Here is a 24,124-nt window from a genome sequence, read left to right on the forward strand (position 1 = left end):
TCAATTAAATTCTAATGAATAAGTAGCTATTGTATTTAAAGCTTCATTATTAATTTTTCATTTCTTTTAAACTTTCTAACTCTTGTAAGGCTTCAAACCATTCTAATTCAGTTTGTTCTATTTTTTCTTTTAACTGAGAATGCTCAAGTAAAGTTTGCTGAAGTTTTTGCTTATCATCATATAAATCCTGATTTTGGAGAGCATCTTGCATTTGTTGATCTTGCTGTTGTAATTTTTCTAATGCCCTTTCAAGTTTTTTGACTTTATCCTGAAGTGGTTTAAGTTGCTTTCTTTTATCTGCAGATAATTTTCTATCTTGCTTTTTAGCATCATTATTAGATTGAACTACTATATTTGATGTATTGTTCTCAGATTTTTTGACTTCAAGAATGTACTTATAGTAGTCCTTCATATCACCATCAAAAGGCTTAACCTGCCCTTCACCAACTAGCATATACTCATCAACTGTTGATTCTAATAAAAATCTATCATGCGAAACTAATATTATAGCTCCTTGGAAGCTCTGTAATGCTACAGTTAAAGCTTCTCGGATGCCAATATCTAAGTGGTTTGTTGGTTCATCTAGTAATAAAAAGTTAGGCTCTTGATATACAATCATTGCTAGAGCTAATCTAGCTTTCTCACCACCAGAAAAAGTTCCTGCCTTTGCTAAAGCCTTGTCTCCTACAAAGTTAAAACTACCCAAAAAAGTTCTAAGCTTTTCTTGAGTCGCTTGTGAGTCTAAGCGTTGCATATGTAATAATGGCGAAGCTTCAGAATCAAGCATATCTAATGAATGTTGCGAGAAATACCCAACTCTAAGATTTGGATGTTTTTCTATCTTACCTGATAAAATCTCAATATCTCCAATAAGAGATTTAATAAGTGTTGATTTACCAGCTCCATTTAAACCCAATAGACCTATACGCATTTCATTATAGATATTTAATTTTACATTATTTAAGATCTTCTTATCACCATAACCAAGATCAGTATTTTGTAAACTGACCAAAGTACCTCCAAGATGCTCTTTAACTTGCTTAAATTCAAAGCCAAATTCAGAATCTGACTTAACAGCTTCTATTCGCTGTATTTTTTCTAACATTTTGACACGACTTTGTGCTTGTTTTGCTTTTGATGCTTTAGCTTTAAACCTATCAACAAAACTTTGTAAGTGAGCTATATGCTTTTGTTGTTTCTCAAATTGCTTTTGTTGTAGTACTTTTTGCTCATAAGACTGCTTTTCATAAGATGAATAGTTACCAGTATAAGTATCTATATTCTTATTATCGATATGAAATATTTGCTTGACAACATTATCTAGAAAGATTCTATCATGTGAAATAAGTAGTAAAGAACCTTTATATTCTTGTAGATACTCTTCTAACCATAGTACAGCATCTAAATCTAAATGGTTAGTAGGTTCATCAAGTAGTAAAATATCTGACTCTTGTAGTAGTGCTTGAGCGAGATTTAAGCGTATCTGCCAACCACCTGAGAGCTCTTTTACCTTTTGTTGCAAGTGACTAATACTAAAACCTAAACCTGAGAGCAATTTACCAGCTTGAGACTCTATTGCATAACCTCCTAAAGATTCATACTCTTCATGATATTTTGAGTAATCTACAAAGTTCTCAGACTCTAAAGATTTTTGCATTTGGATCTTCAATTGTTTTAAAGATTCTATACCATTGACTACATAATCTATCACTTTAGCTTCGAAATCATCAACCTCTTGCTTAACAGTAACTATACGGGTATTTTTAGCAATCTCAATATCGCCCTTATCTGGTGTTAAATTGCCTTGTATAAGGTTAAAAAGTGTCGTTTTACCCGTACCATTTTTGCCCACAAGACCTATTTTTTGATTAGGAAAAATTGAAAAGTTAATACTATCAAAAAGTTCTTTTATCTCTACTTGATAAGATACATTTTTAAAGAAAATCATTTGTTTTAATATAAATATTTCATTAGCTAAATTATATACGTTGAGTATTTATATAAAAGTGATTTTCAAATATAAGCTACTGATTTAGTTTATTTAGTAATGATAGATACACAAAGCAAACAATATAAGCGGCTACAGTACCCAAATTAATACCCATAATTGGATATAACCAATATATCAATAAGTCATAGATTAATAATATAGAAACTCCATAAGAGAAATGTTTTAACACACCTGGAAATAGCTGATCCTTGTATGTAAATATCAAAACTGTAGTCACGGATGTTAACATAACTGGAAATGATGAAAAAATACCAGCCCACTCATGACCCACTATACGAGACACTCCAGTAATCAACAAAACTAATGAAGCAACTAAAATAATCCTAAATGTAATAACAATTAGTTTATTAGCCGGTTTAAGCTTAACAGCTACCTTTGTATGCTTATTATCAGCAACTCTTCTGAAAAAAAGAATCGTGATAAACATAGCGACCAAAAATATCATGAAACCAGAGAATATATTAATACTAAATTTTGTAAGAATATAACCACTGATAAAATAAATAATAAAACCGACAAAAAGAGCACTTAAAGTATTAAAATAACGATTATTAAGAAATAATTTGCCACCTAAATAAAACCCTATTGTAAATAACAAAGTACAACAGAATCCTGCAAAAGCATAAGGCATTGAATCTATCAAAAACTGTAACCCATTCTCACGCGCATAAAAATAAGTAAAAAGACCAACACTAAGTGGTAAACCTGAAAATAAACCTCCTAATCTAGGACTTTTCTCAGATATATATATTAATCCTAGTACCATTAAAGCTGATAATATTATTTTTATAGTAATCAACAACATATAAAAAATACCTTTATAAAATATAGACTAAAAGTTTACACTATTTGGTATTTTTATAAATCATTTTACAGATCTAATAATGCTATACTATTCAAAGCATTTATTTATATTGGTATCTATGATGCAAAATGTAATTATTGTCTTATTTAATGAGTTTGAAACCTTAGATGTTTTTGGACCAGTTGAAATTTTTGGGAGTTTCAAAGAACACTTCAAACTTGAGTATTATTCTCTAGAAGGTGGTAATGTATATAGTAGTCAGAATGTCTGTATAAATACCAAAAAACTTTCAGATGCTAATTTTAAAAACTCGATATTATTTGTGCCTGGGGGTATTGGTACAAGAGAGTTAATATACAATACAAAATTAATAACTGAATTAACTAGACTAGCGAATAATACTAAATATATACTTACAGTCTGTACCGGCTCTTCCTTATTTTCACAAACAAATCTGCTTAATAGCAAAAAAGCCACCTCTAATAAAAAAGCTCTAAAATGGACAAAATCTATAGCTCCAGATGTAATCTGGATCGACAAAGCTAGATGGGTAAAAGATGGTAATATTTATACAAGCTCTGGCATAAGTGCAGGCATAGATATGTCTCTAGGTTTTATCGCGGATATCTTAGGCTATGATGTAGCTAAACAAAAAAGTATTGAGTTAGAATACTCATGGCAAGAAGATGCAAATGTTGATGAATTTGCAGATATTTATAAATAGTTAGTCATTTGCAAAGAGTTTTAAAACGCTATCAAGCTGAGGCTGTTGAATATTCCAAAATATAATATTAGCTCCAATATAATTCTTATCAAAATCATATAATTCTGCTGGTGTAAATTTCTTCAATGTTTTTGGATTTGTGTATGTATAATCAGGCTCTTGAACTGCAATAGCTATAGTATTTATATCTGCCTTATATTTATATAAAAATTGATAACTATTTTTCATCTGACTTTTTCGATATGGTACTGTGTCAGGATTACCTATGCCGATATTATTTTTGATTGCTATATCAAATATCTCTTGCATAAAGCCATGATCATTATTCCATTCACACGGTAAGAAATTGATATATTGGACTACTTTGCTTTGCTTAAACTGTTTTTTAAGATAAAGCATATTGCTAACTACTGAATCTACATAAGTCTGACAAAACTTATCCGTTAAAAACTTATCATCTATATCAATAGATGTTTCAGGTAAGTTTATACCCGCTATTTTACCATCATACTTTTTAGCTAGCTGATCTATCAACTTATGAAATCTCTTGTTTACTTTAGGATTCCATTGTTTAGTAACCCAACCAGCACCTAAAGGCTGCCCCTCTCCTGCGAAATCAGTTTGTCTGAGCACTCCATCATCATAGGTTTTAGACTGTAAGTATTTTGGGACTGGAATACGTTTAATTTCAAATGATTTATCTTGTAGCTGTATAAATAGCTTTTTATTATATTTTTTGAGTAATTGATAGTCCTCCTCGATAGCTGAAAAATCATAGTTATCTTCTTCTGGCTCCAATCTTTTCCAAGAATAAACTATCTGAGCACCTTTTACCTGAGAATTATCAATTTCTTTGAGATGATCTTTTACAGAATCTCCTCCTAAAAATAAATATAGCTCTGGATTACTCGCAAAACATAAATTAAAAGCTATAAAGCTTGTTATAAATAAAATTATCTTTTTCATACATATCCTAAATTAAAAACTACAATCCATTAGAGTGTATAATAGCGAGTAGTTGTCAACCAAAAACTTATACAGCAAATATCCTTATGAGTAAAACAAGAAAAATCATACATATTGATATGGATTATTTCTTTGCTCAGGTAGAGGAAAAAACAAATCCGAGCCTCAAAGATAAACCATTTGCTGTAGGTGGTACAAATCCCAAACGCGGTGTAATATCAACATGTAATTATATAGCTAGAGAATATGGTGTACATTCTGCTATGCCTACTGCAATTGCTATGCAAAAGTGCCCTAATCTAATACTTTTAAATACTGACTTTGCAAAATATAAAGCTGCATCATCGATTATAAGAAAGATATTCAACACTTTCACAAACAAGGTTGAACCTTTATCTCTTGATGAGGCGTATCTAGATGTTACAGATGTTACAGTATATAAAAATAGTGCAACACTAATTGCCCTAGCGATTAAGCAAGAAATTCTTAACAAAACGGGACTCACAGGATCAGCTGGAGTAGCTCCAAACAAACTACTTGCAAAAATAGCTAGTGATATAAATAAGCCTAATGGATTATATGTAATCACTCCTGAGCAAGTTAATGATTTTGTTAAAAATTTACCAGTTAAGAAACTTTTTGGTGTTGGTAAGGTCTCCCAAGAAAAACTAAAAAGTATGAATATCGAGACTTGTTCAGATTTGCAGCAACTAAGCTTAGCTACTCTAGTAGATAAGTTTGGTAAATTTGGAAGTAGTTTATATAACTATGCTAGAGGTATAGATAATCGTGAAGTTAATCCAGTTCGTATTCGTAAATCTATAAGTGTTGAAAATACATACCTTGAAGATCTAAAGACTCTCGAGGCCTGCCTAGAGAAACTACCAAGCTTATATGATAAATTGACTAGTCGTATAACTGACGAGCATTATAAGTCTATTATTGGTATTGTTGTCAAATTTACAGATACAAAATTTAATAAAACCAGTCTGACTAGAGTAGCAAAAATACTAGATAAAGAAGTGATAAAAAATCTAACAATTGAGTTATATCAAAAACAAAACCACCCTATTCGATTGATTGGTGTAGGTGTAAGACTTGGAGAAGTTGATGATAGGCAGATGAACTTATTCTAAAATCTTTTTATATTCTTCTAGAACTCTGAAAATCTCTTGTTCATGCTCTAACTGATTTAACTTCTGCCTAAACTCTTTTGAACCTGGTAAATCAGCAAGATAAAAACTTGCATGAGTACGGATTTCTTTAACAGCTACTTTTGCAGTTTTAAGTTTGATGAGCCTTTTCAAATGCTCTCCTAAAACTTCAACTCGTTCAAAAGCTGTTGGTGGCGGTATTAGCTCACCTGTATTGAGATACTCGGCAATTTGCCTAAAAATCCAAGGATTACCACGAGATGCGCGCCCCACCATCACAGCATCTACTCCTGTATGGTTAATCATTGCTTTTGCACTCTTTGGACAAAACACATCGCCATTACCAATAACCACAGTATCAACCGCTTTTCTGACATCGCGGATAATATCCCAATTTGCTTTACCAGTATACATTTGTTCACGCGTACGTCCATGGATAGCAATAGCACTTACACCAGCATCCTCACATGCTTTAGCAACCTCTATAGCATTGATGTTTTCATCATCCCAACCAATACGCATCTTTACAGTTACTGGTTTATGTACTGCCTTTACTACAGCTGTTAGTATTTCATGAATTCTATCGACATCTTTAAGAAGTGCTGCTCCAGCTTGTAGTTTTTTAGCAATTTTTGGCATAGGACAGCCCATATTTATATCTAAAAAATCACATTCGGTATTCTCTGCGATATATTTTGTCGCACCAACAAAACTCTCCAAATCTGTACCAAATATTTGTATCCCAAGAGGCTTCTCACTGTTTTCCATATAGAGCATTTCCATAGTTTCCCAGTTACGCTCTACTACAGCCTTATTACTAACCATCTCGGTATATATCAGTCCTGCTCCATGCTCTTTGCATATAGTACGAAATGCACTATCGCAAAAACCTGCCATTGGTGCAAGTACGACATTATTTTCTATTTCAATATCAGCTATTTTAAAGCCCATCTTTTACACCATCTAATAGAAACCATTGCCCCATTTGTTTGGGTTGGCCAAAGCTTATACCATATTTTTTAAACTCTTGTTGAACTTCATCAACTTGATTTTCTATTATACCTGATAAAGCTAATTTACCACCATGCTTTAGACTACATGTAATACTCTCAACTAGACTTATAAGTACATTTGAAAAAATATTTGCCACAACTAAATCAAACTGTTGTGTAGGTAGGTTATCACTAAAGTGGGTTTTATCTGCTACGCTATTCTCTTGAGCATTTTTGATAGATGATTCTATTGAGTTTGGATCAATATCTATACCTTCGGCATAATTTGCCCCTAGTTTAACAGCTCCAATAGCTAAGACTCCAGTACCACAACCATAATCTAGTACTTTCGAATCTTTGCTAATATGCTGTTCTAACCATTCAAGACACATTTTAGTTGTTTCATGATTACCACAGCCAAAAGCAATACTAGGATCAACTATTATATAAGTATGCTCATTATCTTGAGGTGGCTGCTTCCAATTTGGATAAACAACTATATTCTTACCTATTTCTATAGGTTCGTAATCATATAACCAAGCAGCTTCCCACTGCTGATCTTTGATTATTTTATAATTTATTTCACTTTCAATTATATTTTCAAACTTTTGTTGAATATTAGCAATGATAACATCTATATTATGATGGTTCTCATATAAGACTGTAATACTGACTATATCATCGGATTTATCTATTCTTGTTACAGAACCTGCATTGTTATCAAAGAGATAATCCTCGACTATATCAAAATATTTAGATTTTAGCGTAAATTCTAACTGGTGCCATTGTTGCATTTTATAAAAAATTAATTCAAAAACTTCATATATCGTAAAATAATACTAAATATACTAATTAACGGCTAGATTAAATTTATTATTTAGTGTCTGATAATTAACCTTATTTCAACAATCTTCATTTTAATTTTCTTATTTTGACCTAGTTCTTCTTAACCAAATAATGATTAACAATCCTCAGTACATGCACTGCCATATATCCAGCACTAGCCACCAACAAGCCCGCGACAAAACTACCTAAAAACAATGGTTTCCAAAATTCATGTAAATGATTGAGCATATAAGAACCAAATGTTTCCCAGTCTGAGATATAAACCTGCTCTCCAAGCAAAAAGCATCCAAATATATAGTTTCCCAAATACATCGGTACCCAAGTCAAAGGATTACTAATCCATACTGTTGAAATAGCCATTGGCATATTAGCTCTCAAAATTATAGCTGAAATAACTACGGGAGTCGTTTGCAGGGGCAAAGGAATCATCATCCAAAAAAAGCCGACAAAAACACCTCTTGCTACAGTGTCATAATTAGCAATCCATAGACTTTTATCTGTAATTCTATGCGCAACAAAACCGAGTAATTTAGAATTTTCTAATCTTTTTCTCTTTCTAATTAGTTTTCGAGCTCTTCTAGTATTCATACTCGTCCTTCTACAAAATGTTTATATCAAGAATAATCCAACCTATGGCTGACTATATGACCAAAATAGTCTATTTGCGTCATCACCTGGACTAAATTCTACTTGCTTATTGTCTATATATTCACCATATCTTGAATTAATGAATTGTCTATCTGGTGGCACATAAGCAGCACCTTGAGCTCTCTCTTGCTCAACTTCAGGACCATAATACATTGTATATGGATTTGCTGGACGCATATAAGAGTAGCTGATTGCTACACTCATCAAACCAAGTGTCATTAAAATTATCTTTTTCATTTTATATCTCCTTTAAAAGGCTTTTAGGCCAAAATTAATTATAACCTTTTTTAGTTAGTTATATGAAAAAAATTTAACTTTAGACTATCGATATTTTGTTACAATTATTCTTAGTAAAAATATATACATAAGTAACTATGCAACAATATAGTAACAAATATAATAAAAAAGCTATTTTGTTAGTTAATCTAGGTACACCAGATAACTATGATGCAAAATCCATCAAAAAATATCTTAGAGAATTTTTATCTGATCGAAGAGTAATAGAAGCTAATTCTTTATTATGGAAGCTAACTCTAAATTTAATTATTCTACCAATTCGTTCAAAAAAGAATGTTCATACTTATGAAGCTGTATGGAATAAAGCACATAATAAATCACCTCTGCTCCTATACACCGAGAATCTAGCGAAAAAACTAGACCAAAGAAGCGATAATTATATAGTAGATTGTGCGATGCGTTATGGTAATCCAAGCATTGAAAGTAAGATTAAAAGCTTACAAGATCAAGGAGTAACTGAGATAATAGTATTTCCACTATATCCTCAATATTCTGCGACTACTACCGCAACTGTGTATGATGAGGTTTATAGAGTCCTATCAAAGCTAAGATGGCAACCTACTATCAAAGCAATAAATCCTTACTATAATAATAAGTTTCATATTCAAACCATTAGTCAACAAATTAGAAATTATCTGCAAGCTACAGACTCATATCCGGATATAATTTTATTTTCTTTCCACGGCTTACCAAAGGAATATTTTGATAAAGGTGATCCCTACTATTGCCATTGTCACAAAACTTATCGCTTGGTTAAAGAGAGCCTACAGAATGAATATCCTAATATAGATTTTGAATTATCATTTCAATCTCGTTTTGGTCCTAAAAAATGGTTAGAACCTTATACAACTGTCAAACTAGGAGAATTTGCAAAGCAAAATAAAAAAGTTGTAGTTATAGCCCCAGGATTTAGTGCTGATTGCCTAGAAACATTAGAAGAGCTAGCAATAACCGAAAAAGAAAACTTTGTCGAAAAAGGTGGTAAAGAGTTTAATCTGATTCCATGTTTAAATGACTCTGATGAGCATGTCGATATGTTATACAAAATCATAGATGGTGAAATATGTCTAAAAAAATAGCTATACATTGGTTTCGTCAAGACTTACGCCTTGCGGATAACCCTGCTTTACATCAGGCTAGTCAAGCAGATGAAACAATTACAATATTTATACTAGACGAGAATCAAGAGATTGGTGGAGCTAGCAAACTTTGGCTTCATCACTCTTTGGGCAGTTTAAGTAAATCTCTAAATAATAAGCTCAACTTTTTTAGTGGTAATCCCCTAGAAATCATAAAAAAACTTGTCAAAGAAAATAATATCACAGATTTTTATTGGAATAGATGTTATGACAAGTACAGTATAGATAGAGATACTCAGATTAAGCAATTTCTACAAAAGCAAAATATAAATGTAAGTAGTTTTAATGGAAGTCTACTTATCGAACCATGGCAATGTAAAAAAGATGATGGCACACATTATAAAGTATATACTCCGTTCTACAAGGAGCTTATCAAAATTAGAAAATATCGCTCAAATATTGTCAAACCAAGTTTTAATTCCCTAAAAAAACTAGAAACTGCTGATGAATTAGATTCTTTAAAACTACTAGAACCAAAACTTTCTTGGCAAAATATAATAGATCAATGGCAAATTGGCGAAGATGCCTCGCATCAAATCCTTGAGGAGTTTCTAGATGGTAAAGTAAAAGAATACAAAATAGCTAGAGACTTCATGAGTACAGACTCAACTTCTAAATTATCTCCATATTTACACTTTGGTGAGATATCACCTAACCAAATTTTTAATGCCGTGCAAAGTCTAGACTATATTGGTAACAATGAAGAGCACTTTATCAAAGAGTTAGTTTGGCGTGATTTCTCTTATTATCAGATATATTATTATCCTAAACTACATAACAAGAACATCAACCAAAAATTTGATAGTTTTGAATGGGATAATGATCCTGCTCTTCTCAAAAAATGGCAAACAGGACATACTGGCATCCCGATAGTAGATGCGGGCATGAGAGAGCTTTGGCAGACTGGCTATATGCATAATCGCGTACGTATGATAGTTGCTAGCTTTCTTATCAAAAACTGTCTTATCCACTGGAAATATGGAGAAAAATGGTTTTTTGATACTTTATTTGATGCTGATTTTGCTAGTAATAATGCTAACTGGCAATGGGTTGCTGGTTGTGGTCTAGATGCTGCTCCTTACTTTAGAATTTTTAATCCTGTACTTCAAGCTGAAAAATTTGAAGCTTTTGAATATATCCGTAAGTATGTACCTGAACTCGAACTTTTACCCAATAAACTACTTGCAAAGCCATGGGAAGCAAGCGAGTTAGTATTACAAGAAGCAGGAGTTAAATTGGGCGATAATTATCCAAAACCTGTAGTAGACCTCAAAAAATCTCGAGACAAGGCATTAGAGTTGCATAAGAAATTAAACTAAAACTCAAGTTTAATGAACTATTCATATTGCTGTCATTTCTTGAATTCGATATCCAAATTATGATAATTTCTGCTAACTATTGTAAATGTGTTCCTAAGTAAGTTTTAAAAAGTATATACTGCTAGATATACCTTGAATCTACATATTTTCGATCTAGACTATTACACATTCAATTTCTCTAATATTCATAAGGAGTATTATAAAATGCTCATAATTGACATTATAACTTTAATAGCAGCAGGTATTGCAAGTGGTTTTTTCACTAGCTTATTCGGCTGGGGAGGAGGATTAACTATTGTACCTGCACTATTAATTTATTTTCCTCTGACTGGAGTAAGTCTGGCAATGTCAGTGCACTTAGCTTTTGGAACCTGTTTTTTAGTTATGCTAGTAACTAACATTGCCAGTACATATAGAAGTCATAGGTCTGGGCAAATGCTTTGGAATATCTTCCTGATATTACTTCCGTTAACAATATTTGGAATGATTGCTGGTGGTTTTATTGAGAAAATTATACCTGCAGAAATGAATATTATTATTCTAATACTAATTACCCTCTATGCTTTTATAAGATTCATTCAAAAACTAATATCTCACAAAAGCTCTAATAAAACATCGGAAGAGATCAAAATAGACAAAAGAAAATATACTATTTTTGGTTTCTTTGTAGGATTGCTGTCATCTTGTACGGGAGGTGGGTCAAGTCTAATGCTATCTCCTGTCTTAAAAAGCTCTAACCTTACTATGAAACAGACAATAGGCGTAATAACAGCGATGAATATGCTAATCGCTATGATGGGAATAATAGTCTTTATAATTATTGGAGCTAACATATCAAACTTACCGGCTTATAGTATTGGTTATGTTAATTTTTCTGTAGCACTTATACTAATTTTATGTTCTTTTGTTGGAGTACCTATAGGTCATAAAGTAGCAAAATATTTAGATGAATTTCAATATATAGCTCTTTACATTATTTCTCTACTAGTCATTTTAATTATTTTAATTTTAAAATTGACATAATACTTATTGTGACAATATCATAAAACATAGTTCAATTCCTTACTATATAAAACTACAATTCCTAATAGCAACAAAATCTAACACTTATAACATACTAAAAACGTAAAAAAATTGCTGAATTTGTTAAATCGTATTTATAATTTAAACAAATTCTAGCCAGTGCAAAACTCAAGTTTAATGAACTGTTTATATTGCTTCCCTTTCTTGAGTTTGATATCTGAATTATCATAGTTTTCACCAATTACTGGTACAAACTGTGGCTCAAAACATATTGCATGAAATTTCTGTGAATTTAAACCATTTGATAACTTCAAACCATCAGGAAAATTAGTAGTATATATCTGCGTAGCTGGATAAGAACTTGTTACTACAAGCTTTCGTCCACTGATCTCATCTGTCAATTTAATAGCCCCATCAACAATATAACAATGATCTATCCCACCACCACTAAAATATTCAAAATTAGTTTCTAATTTATCTGCAATAACTGATTCTTGACTAAAATCCATTTCATAAGGAATTTTTATAATTTCCTTAGGTATACTGTTTGTATCAGTTATTACTACTCTCTTTGCAGATACTTGTAGTTTATGATTTTCTATAGTAGCTTTAAAATCTCCAGATAAATTATAGTAATTGTGATTTGTGAGATTTAGTAATGTATCTTCATTAGCTATAGCTTCAAAATAGATTATTAGTGAATTTTCTTGTAATTCATAAGTTATACCAATCTGTACATCTGCTGGAAAACCATCATCTGATGATTTTTGAATACGACTAAATTTAACTTTATTTTGATTAATTGTATAATTAAATCGCTGATGAGAGATATTATTAAAACTTCCATGAAGAGTATTAATAGATTTCTCATTTTTACTAACACTATACTTTTTATTATTTAAGATAAACTCACCATCTTTGATCCTCCCAGCTACCCTACCGATACTAGCACCATAATATGATGGATTATTAAAATAATTTTCTATATCTGCATACTGTAAGATTATATTTTCAAACTTACCATTGTTATCTCTAGTTCTAAGAGAATATACAGTAGCTCCAATATCTAATAGTTCTAATTGGATATTATCATTTTCTAATGAAATTACATTTAGGAAGTTTTGTGCGATTTTAATTCTTTTAGTAGATACTTTTAGCATAGTCTAATATCAATTTTGCAACTTGTGATTTTGATATATTATTATACTCTTTTAAATTATTTTCAGATAAGATTGTTACACTTGAATTATCATTACCAAATACTTCGGTTGAATTAGCAACTATCATATTTAGATTTTTTTTGACAAGCTTAGATCGAGCATATTCAACTATATTTTCAGACTCAGCCGCAAATCCTATAGCAAAAATATTTGGATATGACTTTTTACAATTTGCTAAAACATCAGGATTTTTAATAAATTCTAAAGTTAAAGTTTCATCAGTTTTTTTAATCTTATTAGTAAATTTATTTTTGATCTTATAGTCAGCTACTGCAGCACAACCAATGAAAATATCACTATCTTTAGCTTTCTCGAGCATTGCCTGATTCATCTCATCAGCACTTTTGGTATCAATGATTTCTAAGTTAGAATGTTTAATATCAAAACTTATTGTCGTTTTTGCTTTTAATATTACTACATTTGCTCCTCTTGCAAGTAACTCTCTTACCAATGCAAAACCCATCTTACCAGAGCTGTAATTTGATAGGTATCTAACACCATCGATATCTTCTACAGTTGCTCCTACGGTTATCACTACTCTTTTAGCTTTGAAATCTTGAGCAACATTCAATAACTCAAATAAAACTTCAGGCTCATGTAATCTGCCACTACCTATATCTCCACAAGCTTGAACACCCTGATCTGGAGCAATCAAATTAAATCCTATATTCTGAAGCTTTGTAATATTCATCTGAGTTAGTTGATTTTGCCACATATTTACATTCATGGCAGGAGCTATATATACTTTACAATTATCACCATTAGCTAATATTGTTTGACTTAATAAATCATCAGCTAAACCATGAGCTAATTTTGCAATAGTATTTGCTGAGGCCGGGACTATAAATATCTTATCAGCCCAACGTGATAAATTGATATGAGCCATACTTTGACTATATTCACACATGTTCAAAGATTCATCAGTGTAGACATTACAGCCTAAAGCAACTAAAAGTTCAGGCTTTATAAACTGCTGTGCTCCTTTAGTGACTATAGCTCTACACTCAACACCACTTTTAATAAAAAGTCTTATCAAATTTATAGTCTTAAAAGCTGATACACTACCAGTAATCCCAAATAAAATCTTGTTACTCATAAATATTAATCTCTATTTATTTAATATCTTCTCTCTTTTATAAAACATAATTATTAGTAAAACCATAATAGCTACTAATACAGCTAAGATATTTATATTCATCCTAAATGTACTTTCATTAGTAATCCAATAAGCAAAAATAATCCCAAAGAAAATACTACTAGTCCTACCTAATGCAAATATCATATTAGTAGCTAATGAACGAACTTCTGTCGGAAACTCAGTTGCTGCATATTGTGCCCACATAATGTTATAACCACCACCAATAAGCCCAATAAGTATTCCATAGAAAAATATAAAATCACTAGATACATATTTATACGCAAAGATACTCACCAGAAATATAACTATATTTATTACAAAAAATAAACTCGGTGATTTAAAATATTGGTTATATATTCCGCTAAGAATACTACTAATAATATTTCCTGCAAAAAATCCAAATAGAAACAGCTTAACTAAACTTGCAAAATCTATATCATTAGCGATGAATTTCACCAATGCAAACATTACAGTTATCACAAAGAAGTAAGGTAGCGTAATTAGAAAATTAAGAATCAGCGGTTTATTATAATTTCTGATAAGAAAACTAATACTTCCCGCATTTTTAAATTTATCAGATTTATACAACTCTATAAAGTGTGGGGACTCTTCTAACACTCTTCGAAATGCGTATATACCCAAACCAGCAAATCCACCGAAAACGAACATCGCTTTGTAAGAAAAAACACCAAAAAGTGTAGCAACGACTCCACCCATTACACCTAAAATATACAAAAGACTCATTCCCCAAGCGGCTAATCGGGGCGGAAAGAATTCTACTATCAAGACACTAGATACAGCAAACTCACTCGCTAGAGCCAAGTATGCTAAAAATCTTAGCAGCATAAAAATGTAAATATTATTCACAAATATACACAATAAAGTAGTCAAAGAATAAAGCAAAATACTATATTTTATAACAGTAATACGCCCAAACTTATCAGCCAAGATACCAAAGAGGATTGCACCGACTAAGATACCAACCATTTGAATATTATTTATCAAGTAATAAGTTTGTTGAATTTTAGTAGAATCAAAAATTCCAAATTGTTTTTTTAGAAGATCAACATAAGAAACACTAAACACCGTTAAATCATAAAAGTCTATAAAATAACCTAAACAAAGGATTATTAAAATCCATTTTGCATTTTTCATTACTCAAAATAAATTGATAATATTAGAGATGTATTATAGATAGATAAAAGTTTAAAGACTATAGCTAAAAAGCATTAATCGACAATAATATTCTTCTCATTTGCTGTAGATCTACAAAATGCTACATAACGCTTATCAGTAACAAACCAATAGAAGACAATACCAACGACTGCATCAGCAAAATAGTTTGTGATAGGTGTAGTCAAACAAACAAAAATTATAAATGGTAATATAAGCATCAGAAGGTTCTTAACTCCAATTCTTCTAAACTCAAGACTTGCATATATAGTTATTAGAACCACGAGTATAGCACTCATATTAATTTGTGTTTGAATCTCTACAGTATTAAGTAGTAATGTCAAAACTACAAATACAACTAAACCAAATAATCTAGTACGTGGTGCTAAAGCTCCCATACTCACAGGTGCTGCCATATACCCAATAATATGAAAGCCTGTCACAACCAACATTAAACCTGTCCAGTTGTCTGAGAAAAACAGAAATATAACTGATAATATAAAGTTTGCAAGAAGAGATCTACGCGAAATATTTACAACTGGAGTAATCTTAGCAAAGTATCTAGGCATCTGCCCTTCTGAGGACATTGCATATAGCATTCTCGAAGATGCACCTAAATATGTATAACCTGTAGCAGATGGACTAACAACACTATCAACTATAAGCAAAAATGATATATATCCAAGTCCTAATAATGTCGCTAGCTGTAATAATGGTGAATCAAAATCTAAACCAGCCCAACCACCTTTTTCTAAAAGATATTGATGTGGTACCGCTTGCATGAATGCATATTGTAAGCCTAGATATAAAGTCAGAACTATTAGTAGCGCTAGAATAATAGCTAATGGGATATTTCTACCAGGATTCTTAACTTCACTAGCATAAGCAACTACAGTTTGAAAGCCATTGAAAGTATATATTAAGCCACCTGCAACAATAGCTGTTAATGCTGAGCTAAATCCAAACTGGGAATTATTAGGGATATCATCTGAGAACATACTTACATGATCAGAACTATGCATAAGTGCATAAGCTATAAATATAATGACAATTATAAATGGAACCGCCATTTTAAAAACTGTTATAGCATTATTAACTCTAGCTAGTAGTTTTACACCATAAAAATTAATTACTAGATATATAAATAATACAGCTAATGCGAAAGTCATACCAGCTGTAGTCAAAACGCCATCACTCATTAACCATTGCATAGACTTAACACCAGATAGATACTGAGTAGTTGCTAATGCTTCAGATGAAATAACTACAACAATACCAAACCAGTTTGCAAAAGCAAATGGCATTGCAAAAATACTATTATGAGATATCGCGCTCGATCTAGTAGTAGCTCCTCTTACTGGATACAGAGATACAACTTTACCAAGACATAGCGCAATCATCACAACAATTAATGCTGCTAAGATCCATGCTAAGAACGCCCAGTTACCAGCATTTTTAGCTGTAAGCTGTGCACTAAATAGCCAACCTGAGCCGACCATACAAGTAGTACCGATTAAAACGGCACTAAACAACGACATCTTTTTTACAGATACATTATCACTCATATTCATTCCTTATAATTAATTTAAAACTAGACAAAAAAATATTTTTCATATTTTTAAGCTATGATTATTTGATAGTTTTCGATCATTAACTGACAAAAAAATTTAACAACGTAACTTTTAAATTATCATCAAGAATATGAGTTTACAATATTTTTTATTCTTCTAGACTCATTAAAGAGGCATTACCACCAGATGCTGTAGTGTCAACACTAACTGTTTTTTCTACAACAAACCTGCGCAAATATAGAGGTGATGCTGTTTCTATTGCCAAGCTAGTACACTTACCATCTTTAGCAACACTCTCAGCAACAAACGGGATAATTGCTCCTCTACGTAACGCTAAAGCCTGATGAATCTGTTTAACAGAAGAAATACTTCCAGAAAAAGCTACTAAAGCTACCTTACTATTAAAGAGTAATGCTGAAATAATCTCCTCATCATCAGATAAGATTAGATGGATAACTTTAGGGTTAACTCCTGCTTTAAGCATTAACTTAACAATATTATAAGCTGTAAGGTTGCCTGTATATGCCGGCTTTGTAACTACAGTATTACCAGCTAATAGTGCTGCTGTAGATTGACCAACAAATCTTATTAACATGTCACAGCTTGAACACATACTAATTACTACACCGCGACCTTTCAAGCTTAGCTCATCAATTTCACCTGTTGGTCCAGGCAGTAGTTCAGGATGAGCAAATTCTTTTTTAGCCTGTAAACAGTAGTATGCTACCTGCTGTATAGTTTTATCAATCTGAATATGAGCATCTTCTACAGATATATTTGACTCTGCGACCAAGCATGATGCTACTAGATAACGTTCTTTTTCTAATAAATCTAAGAATTTCTCAATAATTACAGCTCTGTCTTCAGCATTTATATGATTCCAAATATCTGCTTCTGCATTGGCGATTTCTATAGCTTTATCTACAGTACTTACAGAAGCAATATGTTTTTTACCAATATTCTTGCCATCAGCCGATTTTAAATCGATATATTTATCCTTTTTGGCTCTCTCACCAGCCACAATACTACTAATACTGTACTTATCTTTTATTAGTTTATTTGTGGCTTTTTCATCGTTAGAAATTTTTTCAGGATTATAAATCTCTTCTACTGCTCCAACACCTGATAGCTTCTCATTTGCCAAACGATGCATATAATAAGGACCACCTGCTTTTGGACCAGTACCAGACTTACCTTGTCCACCGAAAGGCTGAACACCTACAACAGCACCAACAATATTCCTATTGACATAGACATTACCAGCTTTAATATTATTTTTGACATAGTTCATAACTTCATTAATCCTACTATGGACACCAGCAGTCAGACCATATCCAGTAGAATTAATATCTTTTACAAGTTTATTAAGCTCATTAGCTTTAAACCTAAGGATATGAAGAATCGGACCAAACTGTTCCCTACCAAGGTCAGATAGTTTCTCTATTTCAAATGCAGTAGGCATTACAAATGTGCCTTTTTGAGTATCCTCATTTGATTGAGCTTGGTACACAAGTTTAAATTGTTTTTTCTTCTCTTCTATATACGCATTTAGATTATCAGCTGCTTCTTTGTCTATTACAGGTCCAACATCTGTATCGATATATTTTGAATCACCTATTTTAAGTTCTTTCATAGCACCAACAATCATTTTGATATAATTATCTGCTATATCTTCCTGTAAGCATAATATACGTAATGCTGAACATCGTTGGCCGGCACTATCAAAAGCAGAACGTATAACATCAGCAGTAACCTGCTCAGGAAGTGAAGATGAATCAACAATTAAAGCATTTTGTCCACCTGTTTCTGCTATAAACGGTACTATCTCACTAGATTTTGATGCTAACGTTTGGTTTATAATTCCAGCGACCTCAGTTGAACCTGTAAATATTACACCTTTACACACAGGACTTTGAACCAAAGCACTACCAACAGTTGCTCCATCTCCAGGAGTAAACTGCAACACCCCTTTAGGAAGACCTGCCTTGAATAGTAATTTAACAGCTTTATAGGCAATGATTGGAGTCTGCTCAGCTGGCTTAGCAACTACTGTATTACCAGCAGCTAATACAGCGGTTATCTGACCTAAAAAAATTGCTAATGGGAAATTCCAAGGACTAATACATACCATAGCTCCTCTACCTGTAAACTCAATCTGTTTCAAATGATCAGATAACGCTGGTAAATTAATAGGTCCATTAAATTCTTTACGAGCTTGAGCTGCATAATAGCGACAAAAATCTACAGCTTCTCTAACTTCATCAATTGCATTTGATAAAGTTTTACCCGCTTCAATCATAGCTATAGCGATAAATTCATTAGTATTTTTCTCTAATAGATCTGCGAATTTCTCTAAGATTTCTGCTCTTTGGGATGCAGGAGTACTGTTCCAATCTTCAAAGGCACTCTGAGCATTTTTCAATGCTCTTTTAGCCATTTTGGCATCAGCATTGATAACAGACCCTATTGTATTTCCAGTATTAGGGTTTATAACCTCTTCAGCAGTTGTTTTGTCAATATCAACATTAGAGACTATTGGTTTTGCTTTGTATGTATTTTTATGAGTATATTTCTCAATATTTTTATACATACTAGCAAGTTCAGCAAAGTCATTTGTATTGTAACCTTGAGAATTTAACCTAGGAGCTACTATATCTTTAGGATAAGGTATATTAGGATGCTGACCACAGCCATAATCTATAGCTTTTTTAACTGGATCCTCTATTAGCTCTTCAATAGGTAAATTTTCATCAACGATTCTATTTACAAATGAACTATTAGCACCATTTTCTAATAATCTTCTAACTAAATATGCAAGTAAATGCTTATGGCCTCCAACAGGCGCGTATATTCTACAAGGAATCTCCTCATATCCCTCTTTACCTACGATATTATCATATAGAGGATCTCCCATACCGTGTAGACATTGAAATTCAAAATCTTTATTACCATTAGCTAACTCCATAACTACAGCTACAGTTTGCGCATTGTGCGTAGCAAATTGAGGGTAAATATATTGATGGTTTTCAAAAAGTTGTTCTACACATGCCTGATAAGAAACATCTGTATGATATTTACGTGTAAATACCGGATAGCCATCTAAACCTTGCTCTTGAGCATGTTTGATTTCAGCATCCCAATATGCACCTTTTACAAGACGAATCATAAATCTTCTATTTGTTTTCTTAGCAAGATTAGCTAAGTAGTCTAGTACGTAAGGAGCTCTTTTTTGATAAGCCTGAACAACTATACCAATTCCATCAAATCCATCTAGAGATGGCTCATGAGCTAATCTCTCTACTAGCTCCAAAGATATTTGTAACCTCTCAGTTTCTTCTGCATCAATATTCATGCCAACATTATACTGTTTAGCTAATTGAGTAAGCTTTAGAAGTTTTGGATATAACTCCTGATGAACTCTTTGGTGTTTAGCAACCTCATAGCGTGGATGCAAAGCAGATAGTTTTATGGATATACCTGGATTCTTTTTAATTTCTTTATTTGTAGCATATTTAGCTAATTCATTAATAGCATGTATATATTGTTCATAGTAGTAGTCAGCATCAGCCATTGTCATCGCTGCTTCACCTAACATATCATAGGAGTAGCTATAGCCTCTAGCGACTTTCACCTCTGATACTTTTAATGCTTCTTCAATAGTTTCACCAAGTACGTATTGCTTACCAACTATTTTCATCGCTTGCTTCATAGCCTGACGAATTACGGGTTCACTCGATTTTTTTAGTAAATTTTGAAATACTTTTCGATATGCTCCATGAGGATTTTTTAGTATTTTACCCGTTAGCATCAAGCTCCAAGTAGCAGCATTGACAAACAAATGCTTTTCTCTACCAACATGATTTTTCCAAGCAGCGCTTGTGAGCTTATCTTTTATTAACAAATCAATAGTATATTTATCTGGAACTCTTAATAATGCCTCAGCTAAACACATTAGAACTATGCCCTCTTCAGACGATAAATCGTACTCAATCATAAAAGCATCGATACCAGATTTTTTTAATCTATTTTTTCTAACTTTTTCTACTAGGCTATATGCTCTTTCTCTTACTTGAGCTTTCTGGACACTTGTCATGTGAGCTTTTTCAACAAGTTTAGTTACAGCTTCTTTTTCTTCTACTAACCAATATTTAGAGATGTTCATTATTTCACTTGAAATAGGATGCTCACTTGAATGATTTAATAAGTTATTCATATAGTTTCCTCTTATATTTACTTTAGTATATTTTTATTAAACTTCTTTTTCTCTTGAATAATTTTATCAACAAGCTCTTTATATTTATTAGGTGGAGTTACCCCTTTAAATAACCAATCAAACATATCATTATCTTCACTAGCCAAAAACTCAACAAAAAGTTTCTTACCAGTAAGATCTTCTTGCATATAACAATTATTTAAATATGGCGCTAAGATTATATCAAGTTCAAGCATCCCTCTACGTGCAGAGTATTTTATTTTTTCAACTGAATTGAATATAAGATCATTTTTTATTTTCATGATAGACGAGCTTATTAAATATAAGGATTACACTAGTTTATACTATACACTTAACACAACCAATATCGTTAAAGGAATTATTTCAAAAAATACTCTTTTATTTAGCTAAACATTCCGGTATTATTTGCTCTATAATTTTAGGTTTATTCATAGCATTTATTACCTATCTAAAATAAGTTTATTCAAACAAAAAAATACTAAAAGGATTTAAATTTAATGGCTATCAGTCAAAATGTTACAAAAATACTTCAAGATATTGACGAACTGGATTTATTTAGCAATATTTCAGATGAGTGGTCAACACTACTTAATGAACCTGATGAAGAAATCAAAATCAAAAAACTATATTCTGCATTAGTAAAGGAAAGTATCCGTCGTGAGACTGCAGAAAGATTAGCTAAGGATGCTAGGTCATATTGCGATCTTGTTCAAGAACAATCTAAACAACGCATATCTGACTTGAAAGAAAGTCTAGAAAGTCAAATTACTTTTTTGACTCAACAAATTAAAGATTTGAAAGATGAGTCTTCAAAAAATCTAGACTACTATAGAAAAGAACTAAAAAAAGCTACTAAAAATCTAATAGAAAATAAAAATTAAATCATCAGTATAGCTAGTTTCAAATAACTACTTTGCTTCGATTAAAATTAAGAAAATCAATACTACCTATCGATATATCTAAAATTTCCAGTATAGGAAAACACTTCTTTGTTGTTACACCTTGAAAAAACAGCTCTTGAAAACCTATCTTGATTATCTTTTTCTATTTCTAAATCAGCACAATTAGTTATAACCTTACCTTGATCATCTAAAACACCATAGCTTGCATAAGAAACGCCTAAAAGTGATAAAAACATCAATCCTGTTACTAAAATTTTACCTTTCATATTACATAACATATTAAAAGTGACTTATAAAAATATATTACCAAAGTAACTACTTATTTTCTATTAGAGTTTATTAAGAATAATTCTAAGTCTCTTTTAGACTGTTTTTGCAAAGCTAAATTGCCAATGTCTTTTATAAGAATAAATTTTAACTCTTTATTACTATTTTTCTTATCCAAAAGCATTGCATCTAAAAACTCTTTTTGACAAATATCTCTAGGGAAATCAATAGAAATATCAAAGCTAACTATAAATTTTTTAAAGTCTTTTGCTTGTTGTTCTGATATCATCCCTAGATAGCAAGAAAAGTCTATAGCTTGTGCCATCCCAACACCGACAGCTTCGCCATGCTTTAGCCCCAAATACTTTTGACACTTCTCAATAGCATGACCAAAAGTATGGCCAAAATTAAGTATAGCTCTAGCTCCTGTAGTTTCTTTTTCATCTTCAGCTACGACTTCCGATTTAATATGGCAGCTTCTTTTTACCATCTCAATCAAAGTAGAAGTATCTTTAGCTAAGATTTTTTCTTTATTTGAGTCAAGCCAAATATAAAAATCTCTAGATATAAAAGCATACTTAACAACTTCAGCCATACCAGATATATATTCTCTTTGGGGTAAAGTTTGATAAAACTGTACAGATGTATATACAAGCTTTGGTTGATAAAAAGCTCCTATCATATTTTTGCCTAGAGAATGATTTATCGCTGTCTTACCACCAACAGAAGAATCCACTTGTGATAATAATGTAGTCGGTATTTGAATAAAATCTACTCCTCGCTGATATATCGCAGCTGCAAATCCCGTGATATCACCAACAACACCTCCTCCTAATGCTACTAAAACGGTAGAGTTACGTGTATACTGATTCTGCAACAAACATGACAAAATCTTATCCAAGCTCTGTTGCGACTTATATTGTTCCCCATCTTCAAGTATACATGTTTTGATGTTTAACTCATTAGGTACTGAGTCTAAAAACATACTGAGATACAAATCAGCTACGGTAGTGTTCGTAACGACCAAAATCTGTTTGTTTTCTATCCATGGGAAAATATGGGAAAAATCTAGCGAGGAATCTACTAAAATATCATAAGCTGCACTAGATGTGGGACTAACTAATAATTTACTAATCACAGAATTGTTTCTTCAACTAGGAATGTAGATATTTTATTAACTATATTTTTAACCGTTGCACCATTTGTCTCAACCACAACATCAGCAATACTTCTATACAAAGGCTCTCTCTCAGCCATTAACTGTTCTAACACAGGTCTTTTATCATCGACTCTCAGAAGAGGCCTCTTTGTATCTTTAGCGGTTCTCTCAAGTTGTTGCTCAATAGTCGCCTCAAGATAGACAACTTTGCCACGTGATGATAGTAATGATCTAGTATCAGAATCTAGGATAGCACCACCACCTGTAGCCAATACTATATTTTGTTTTTCCGCTAAAATTTCAGCGATAACATCTCTTTCGCGCTGCCTAAAACCTTCTTCACCCTCCAGGTCAAAGATCCAATTAATATCAACGCCACATTTTTTTTCTATTGTATCATCAGAATCTATAAACTCTAATTTTAACTGTTTTGCTAATTGCTTACCAATAGTAGATTTTCCAGCACCAACTGGACCAATTAAGAAAATATTTTTTGTTCTTATCATTTTTGACTCAAAATTATAAGTTGATTACAC

The 24,124-nt window shown here is 31.9% G+C and carries 22 protein-coding genes; 6 read left to right on the forward strand and 16 right to left on the reverse strand.

All coding sequences use genetic code 11. From position 1 onward, the window contains the following. Window positions 1-49 precede the first annotated feature (49 nt). Together F3D59_RS07015 and F3D59_RS07020 are read right to left on the reverse strand one after the other, a co-directional pair. The gene (locus F3D59_RS07015) at window positions 50-1,948 is read right to left on the reverse strand and encodes an ABC-F family ATP-binding cassette domain-containing protein (protein WP_150464317.1); all 1,899 of its coding nucleotides are present in this window, start codon (window positions 1,946-1,948) and stop codon (window positions 50-52) included. 76 nt (window positions 1,949-2,024) lie between these two features. After that, a complete protein-coding gene (locus F3D59_RS07020) occupies window positions 2,025-2,816 on the reverse strand; it encodes an MFS transporter (protein WP_150464318.1) in 792 nt (263 codons plus the stop codon). Window positions 2,817-2,937: 121 nt separating this feature from the next. Between F3D59_RS07020 and F3D59_RS07025 the strand changes: the two genes are divergently transcribed. Next, window positions 2,938-3,540, forward strand: coding sequence for a DJ-1/PfpI family protein (locus F3D59_RS07025; protein WP_150464319.1), 603 nt, complete (start codon window positions 2,938-2,940; stop codon window positions 3,538-3,540). Here the strand turns inward: F3D59_RS07025 and F3D59_RS07030 are convergent, their stop codons facing one another. Beyond that, window positions 3,541-4,506: a hypothetical protein gene (locus tag F3D59_RS07030; protein ID WP_150464320.1), complete on the reverse strand. Its 966-nt coding sequence runs from the start codon at window positions 4,504-4,506 to the stop codon at window positions 3,541-3,543. A gap of 86 nt (window positions 4,507-4,592) precedes the next feature. Here F3D59_RS07030 and dinB point away from each other — a divergent pair, with 86 nt between their 5' ends. After that, complete coding sequence (gene dinB, locus F3D59_RS07035; RefSeq protein WP_150464321.1) at window positions 4,593-5,642, forward strand: DNA polymerase IV; 1,050 nt, start codon at window positions 4,593-4,595, stop codon at window positions 5,640-5,642. Here dinB and dusB read toward each other — a convergent pair. From dusB to F3D59_RS07055, 4 genes are all read right to left on the reverse strand, one after another. Beyond that, on the reverse strand, window positions 5,634-6,611 hold the full coding sequence (dusB, locus tag F3D59_RS07040; protein WP_150464322.1) for a tRNA dihydrouridine synthase DusB: 978 nt from the start codon (window positions 6,609-6,611) through the stop codon (window positions 5,634-5,636). The two genes, dinB and dusB, sit on opposite strands and share 9 nt — an antisense overlap. Continuing rightward, the gene (prmA, locus tag F3D59_RS07045) at window positions 6,601-7,446 is read right to left on the reverse strand and encodes a 50S ribosomal protein L11 methyltransferase (protein ID WP_150464323.1); all 846 of its coding nucleotides are present in this window, start codon (window positions 7,444-7,446) and stop codon (window positions 6,601-6,603) included. Before prmA ends, dusB begins: the two co-directional genes overlap by 11 nt. A 142-nt stretch (window positions 7,447-7,588) precedes the next feature. Beyond that, on the reverse strand, window positions 7,589-8,086 hold the full coding sequence (locus tag F3D59_RS07050) for a DUF2062 domain-containing protein (RefSeq protein ID WP_150464324.1): 498 nt from the start codon (window positions 8,084-8,086) through the stop codon (window positions 7,589-7,591). Window positions 8,087-8,128: 42 nt separating this feature from the next. Beyond that, window positions 8,129-8,383 carry a hypothetical protein gene (locus F3D59_RS07055; protein WP_013923010.1) on the reverse strand — a complete coding sequence of 85 codons (255 nt, stop codon included), beginning with the start codon at window positions 8,381-8,383 and terminating at the stop codon, window positions 8,129-8,131. A 137-nt stretch (window positions 8,384-8,520) separates the two neighbouring features. On the opposite strand from F3D59_RS07055, the gene hemH reads away from it, so the two are divergent. The 3 genes from hemH (at window position 8,521) to F3D59_RS07070 (ending at window position 11,924) form a co-directional block, all read left to right on the forward strand. Then, window positions 8,521-9,522, forward strand: coding sequence for a ferrochelatase (hemH, locus tag F3D59_RS07060; RefSeq protein WP_150464325.1), 1,002 nt, complete (start codon window positions 8,521-8,523; stop codon window positions 9,520-9,522). Next, the gene (locus F3D59_RS07065; RefSeq protein ID WP_150464326.1) at window positions 9,507-10,901 is read left to right on the forward strand and encodes a cryptochrome/photolyase family protein; all 1,395 of its coding nucleotides are present in this window, start codon (window positions 9,507-9,509) and stop codon (window positions 10,899-10,901) included. Before hemH ends, F3D59_RS07065 begins: the two co-directional genes overlap by 16 nt. A 204-nt stretch (window positions 10,902-11,105) precedes the next feature. After that, the gene (locus tag F3D59_RS07070; RefSeq protein ID WP_150464327.1) at window positions 11,106-11,924 is read left to right on the forward strand and encodes a sulfite exporter TauE/SafE family protein; all 819 of its coding nucleotides are present in this window, start codon (window positions 11,106-11,108) and stop codon (window positions 11,922-11,924) included. Window positions 11,925-12,076: 152 nt separating this feature from the next. Here F3D59_RS07070 and F3D59_RS07075 read toward each other — a convergent pair whose 3' ends face one another. From F3D59_RS07075 to F3D59_RS07100, 6 genes are all read right to left on the reverse strand, one after another. Next, window positions 12,077-13,084 carry an aldose epimerase family protein gene (locus F3D59_RS07075; protein WP_150464328.1) on the reverse strand — a complete coding sequence of 336 codons (1,008 nt, stop codon included), beginning with the start codon at window positions 13,082-13,084 and terminating at the stop codon, window positions 12,077-12,079. After that, entirely contained in the window at window positions 13,065-14,240 is a 1,176-nt protein-coding gene (gene coaBC, locus F3D59_RS07080; protein ID WP_150464329.1) for a bifunctional phosphopantothenoylcysteine decarboxylase/phosphopantothenate--cysteine ligase CoaBC, read from the reverse strand. Before coaBC ends, F3D59_RS07075 begins: the two co-directional genes overlap by 20 nt. Before the next feature lie 12 nt (window positions 14,241-14,252). Next, window positions 14,253-15,437, reverse strand: coding sequence for an MFS transporter (locus F3D59_RS07085; protein ID WP_150464330.1), 1,185 nt, complete (start codon window positions 15,435-15,437; stop codon window positions 14,253-14,255). A 74-nt stretch (window positions 15,438-15,511) separates the two neighbouring features. Beyond that, complete coding sequence (locus tag F3D59_RS07090) at window positions 15,512-17,020, reverse strand: APC family permease (protein ID WP_150464331.1); 1,509 nt, start codon at window positions 17,018-17,020, stop codon at window positions 15,512-15,514. A 154-nt stretch (window positions 17,021-17,174) separates the two neighbouring features. Further along, window positions 17,175-21,239, reverse strand: a complete 4,065-nt coding sequence (gene putA, locus F3D59_RS07095) for a bifunctional proline dehydrogenase/L-glutamate gamma-semialdehyde dehydrogenase PutA (protein WP_150464332.1) — start codon at window positions 21,237-21,239, stop codon at window positions 17,175-17,177. Between the two features lie 17 nt (window positions 21,240-21,256). Then, entirely contained in the window at window positions 21,257-21,541 is a 285-nt protein-coding gene (locus tag F3D59_RS07100) for a succinate dehydrogenase assembly factor 2 (RefSeq protein ID WP_013923001.1), read from the reverse strand. A 216-nt stretch (window positions 21,542-21,757) separates the two neighbouring features. Here F3D59_RS07100 and F3D59_RS07105 point away from each other — a divergent pair, with 216 nt between their 5' ends. Continuing rightward, complete coding sequence (locus F3D59_RS07105) at window positions 21,758-22,141, forward strand: hypothetical protein (protein ID WP_013923000.1); 384 nt, start codon at window positions 21,758-21,760, stop codon at window positions 22,139-22,141. 62 nt (window positions 22,142-22,203) lie between these two features. On the opposite strand, the gene F3D59_RS07110 is transcribed toward F3D59_RS07105, so the two are convergent. From F3D59_RS07110 to aroK, 3 genes are read right to left on the reverse strand one after another with little or no spacing between them, the layout of a single operon-like run. Continuing rightward, window positions 22,204-22,428: a hypothetical protein gene (locus F3D59_RS07110; protein WP_041263936.1), complete on the reverse strand. Its 225-nt coding sequence runs from the start codon at window positions 22,426-22,428 to the stop codon at window positions 22,204-22,206. Between the two features lie 53 nt (window positions 22,429-22,481). Next, on the reverse strand, window positions 22,482-23,567 hold the full coding sequence (gene aroB, locus F3D59_RS07115) for a 3-dehydroquinate synthase (RefSeq protein ID WP_150464333.1): 1,086 nt from the start codon (window positions 23,565-23,567) through the stop codon (window positions 22,482-22,484). After that, entirely contained in the window at window positions 23,564-24,094 is a 531-nt protein-coding gene (gene aroK / locus F3D59_RS07120; RefSeq protein WP_013922997.1) for a shikimate kinase AroK, read from the reverse strand. The genes aroB and aroK overlap by 4 nt, the downstream gene beginning before the upstream one ends. Window positions 24,095-24,124: the final 30 nt, after the last annotated feature.

Origin of the sequence: Francisella sp. XLW-1 (genome assembly GCF_008711455.1) — a bacterium.
GTDB lineage: Bacteria > Pseudomonadota > Gammaproteobacteria > Francisellales > Francisellaceae > Francisella > Francisella salimarina.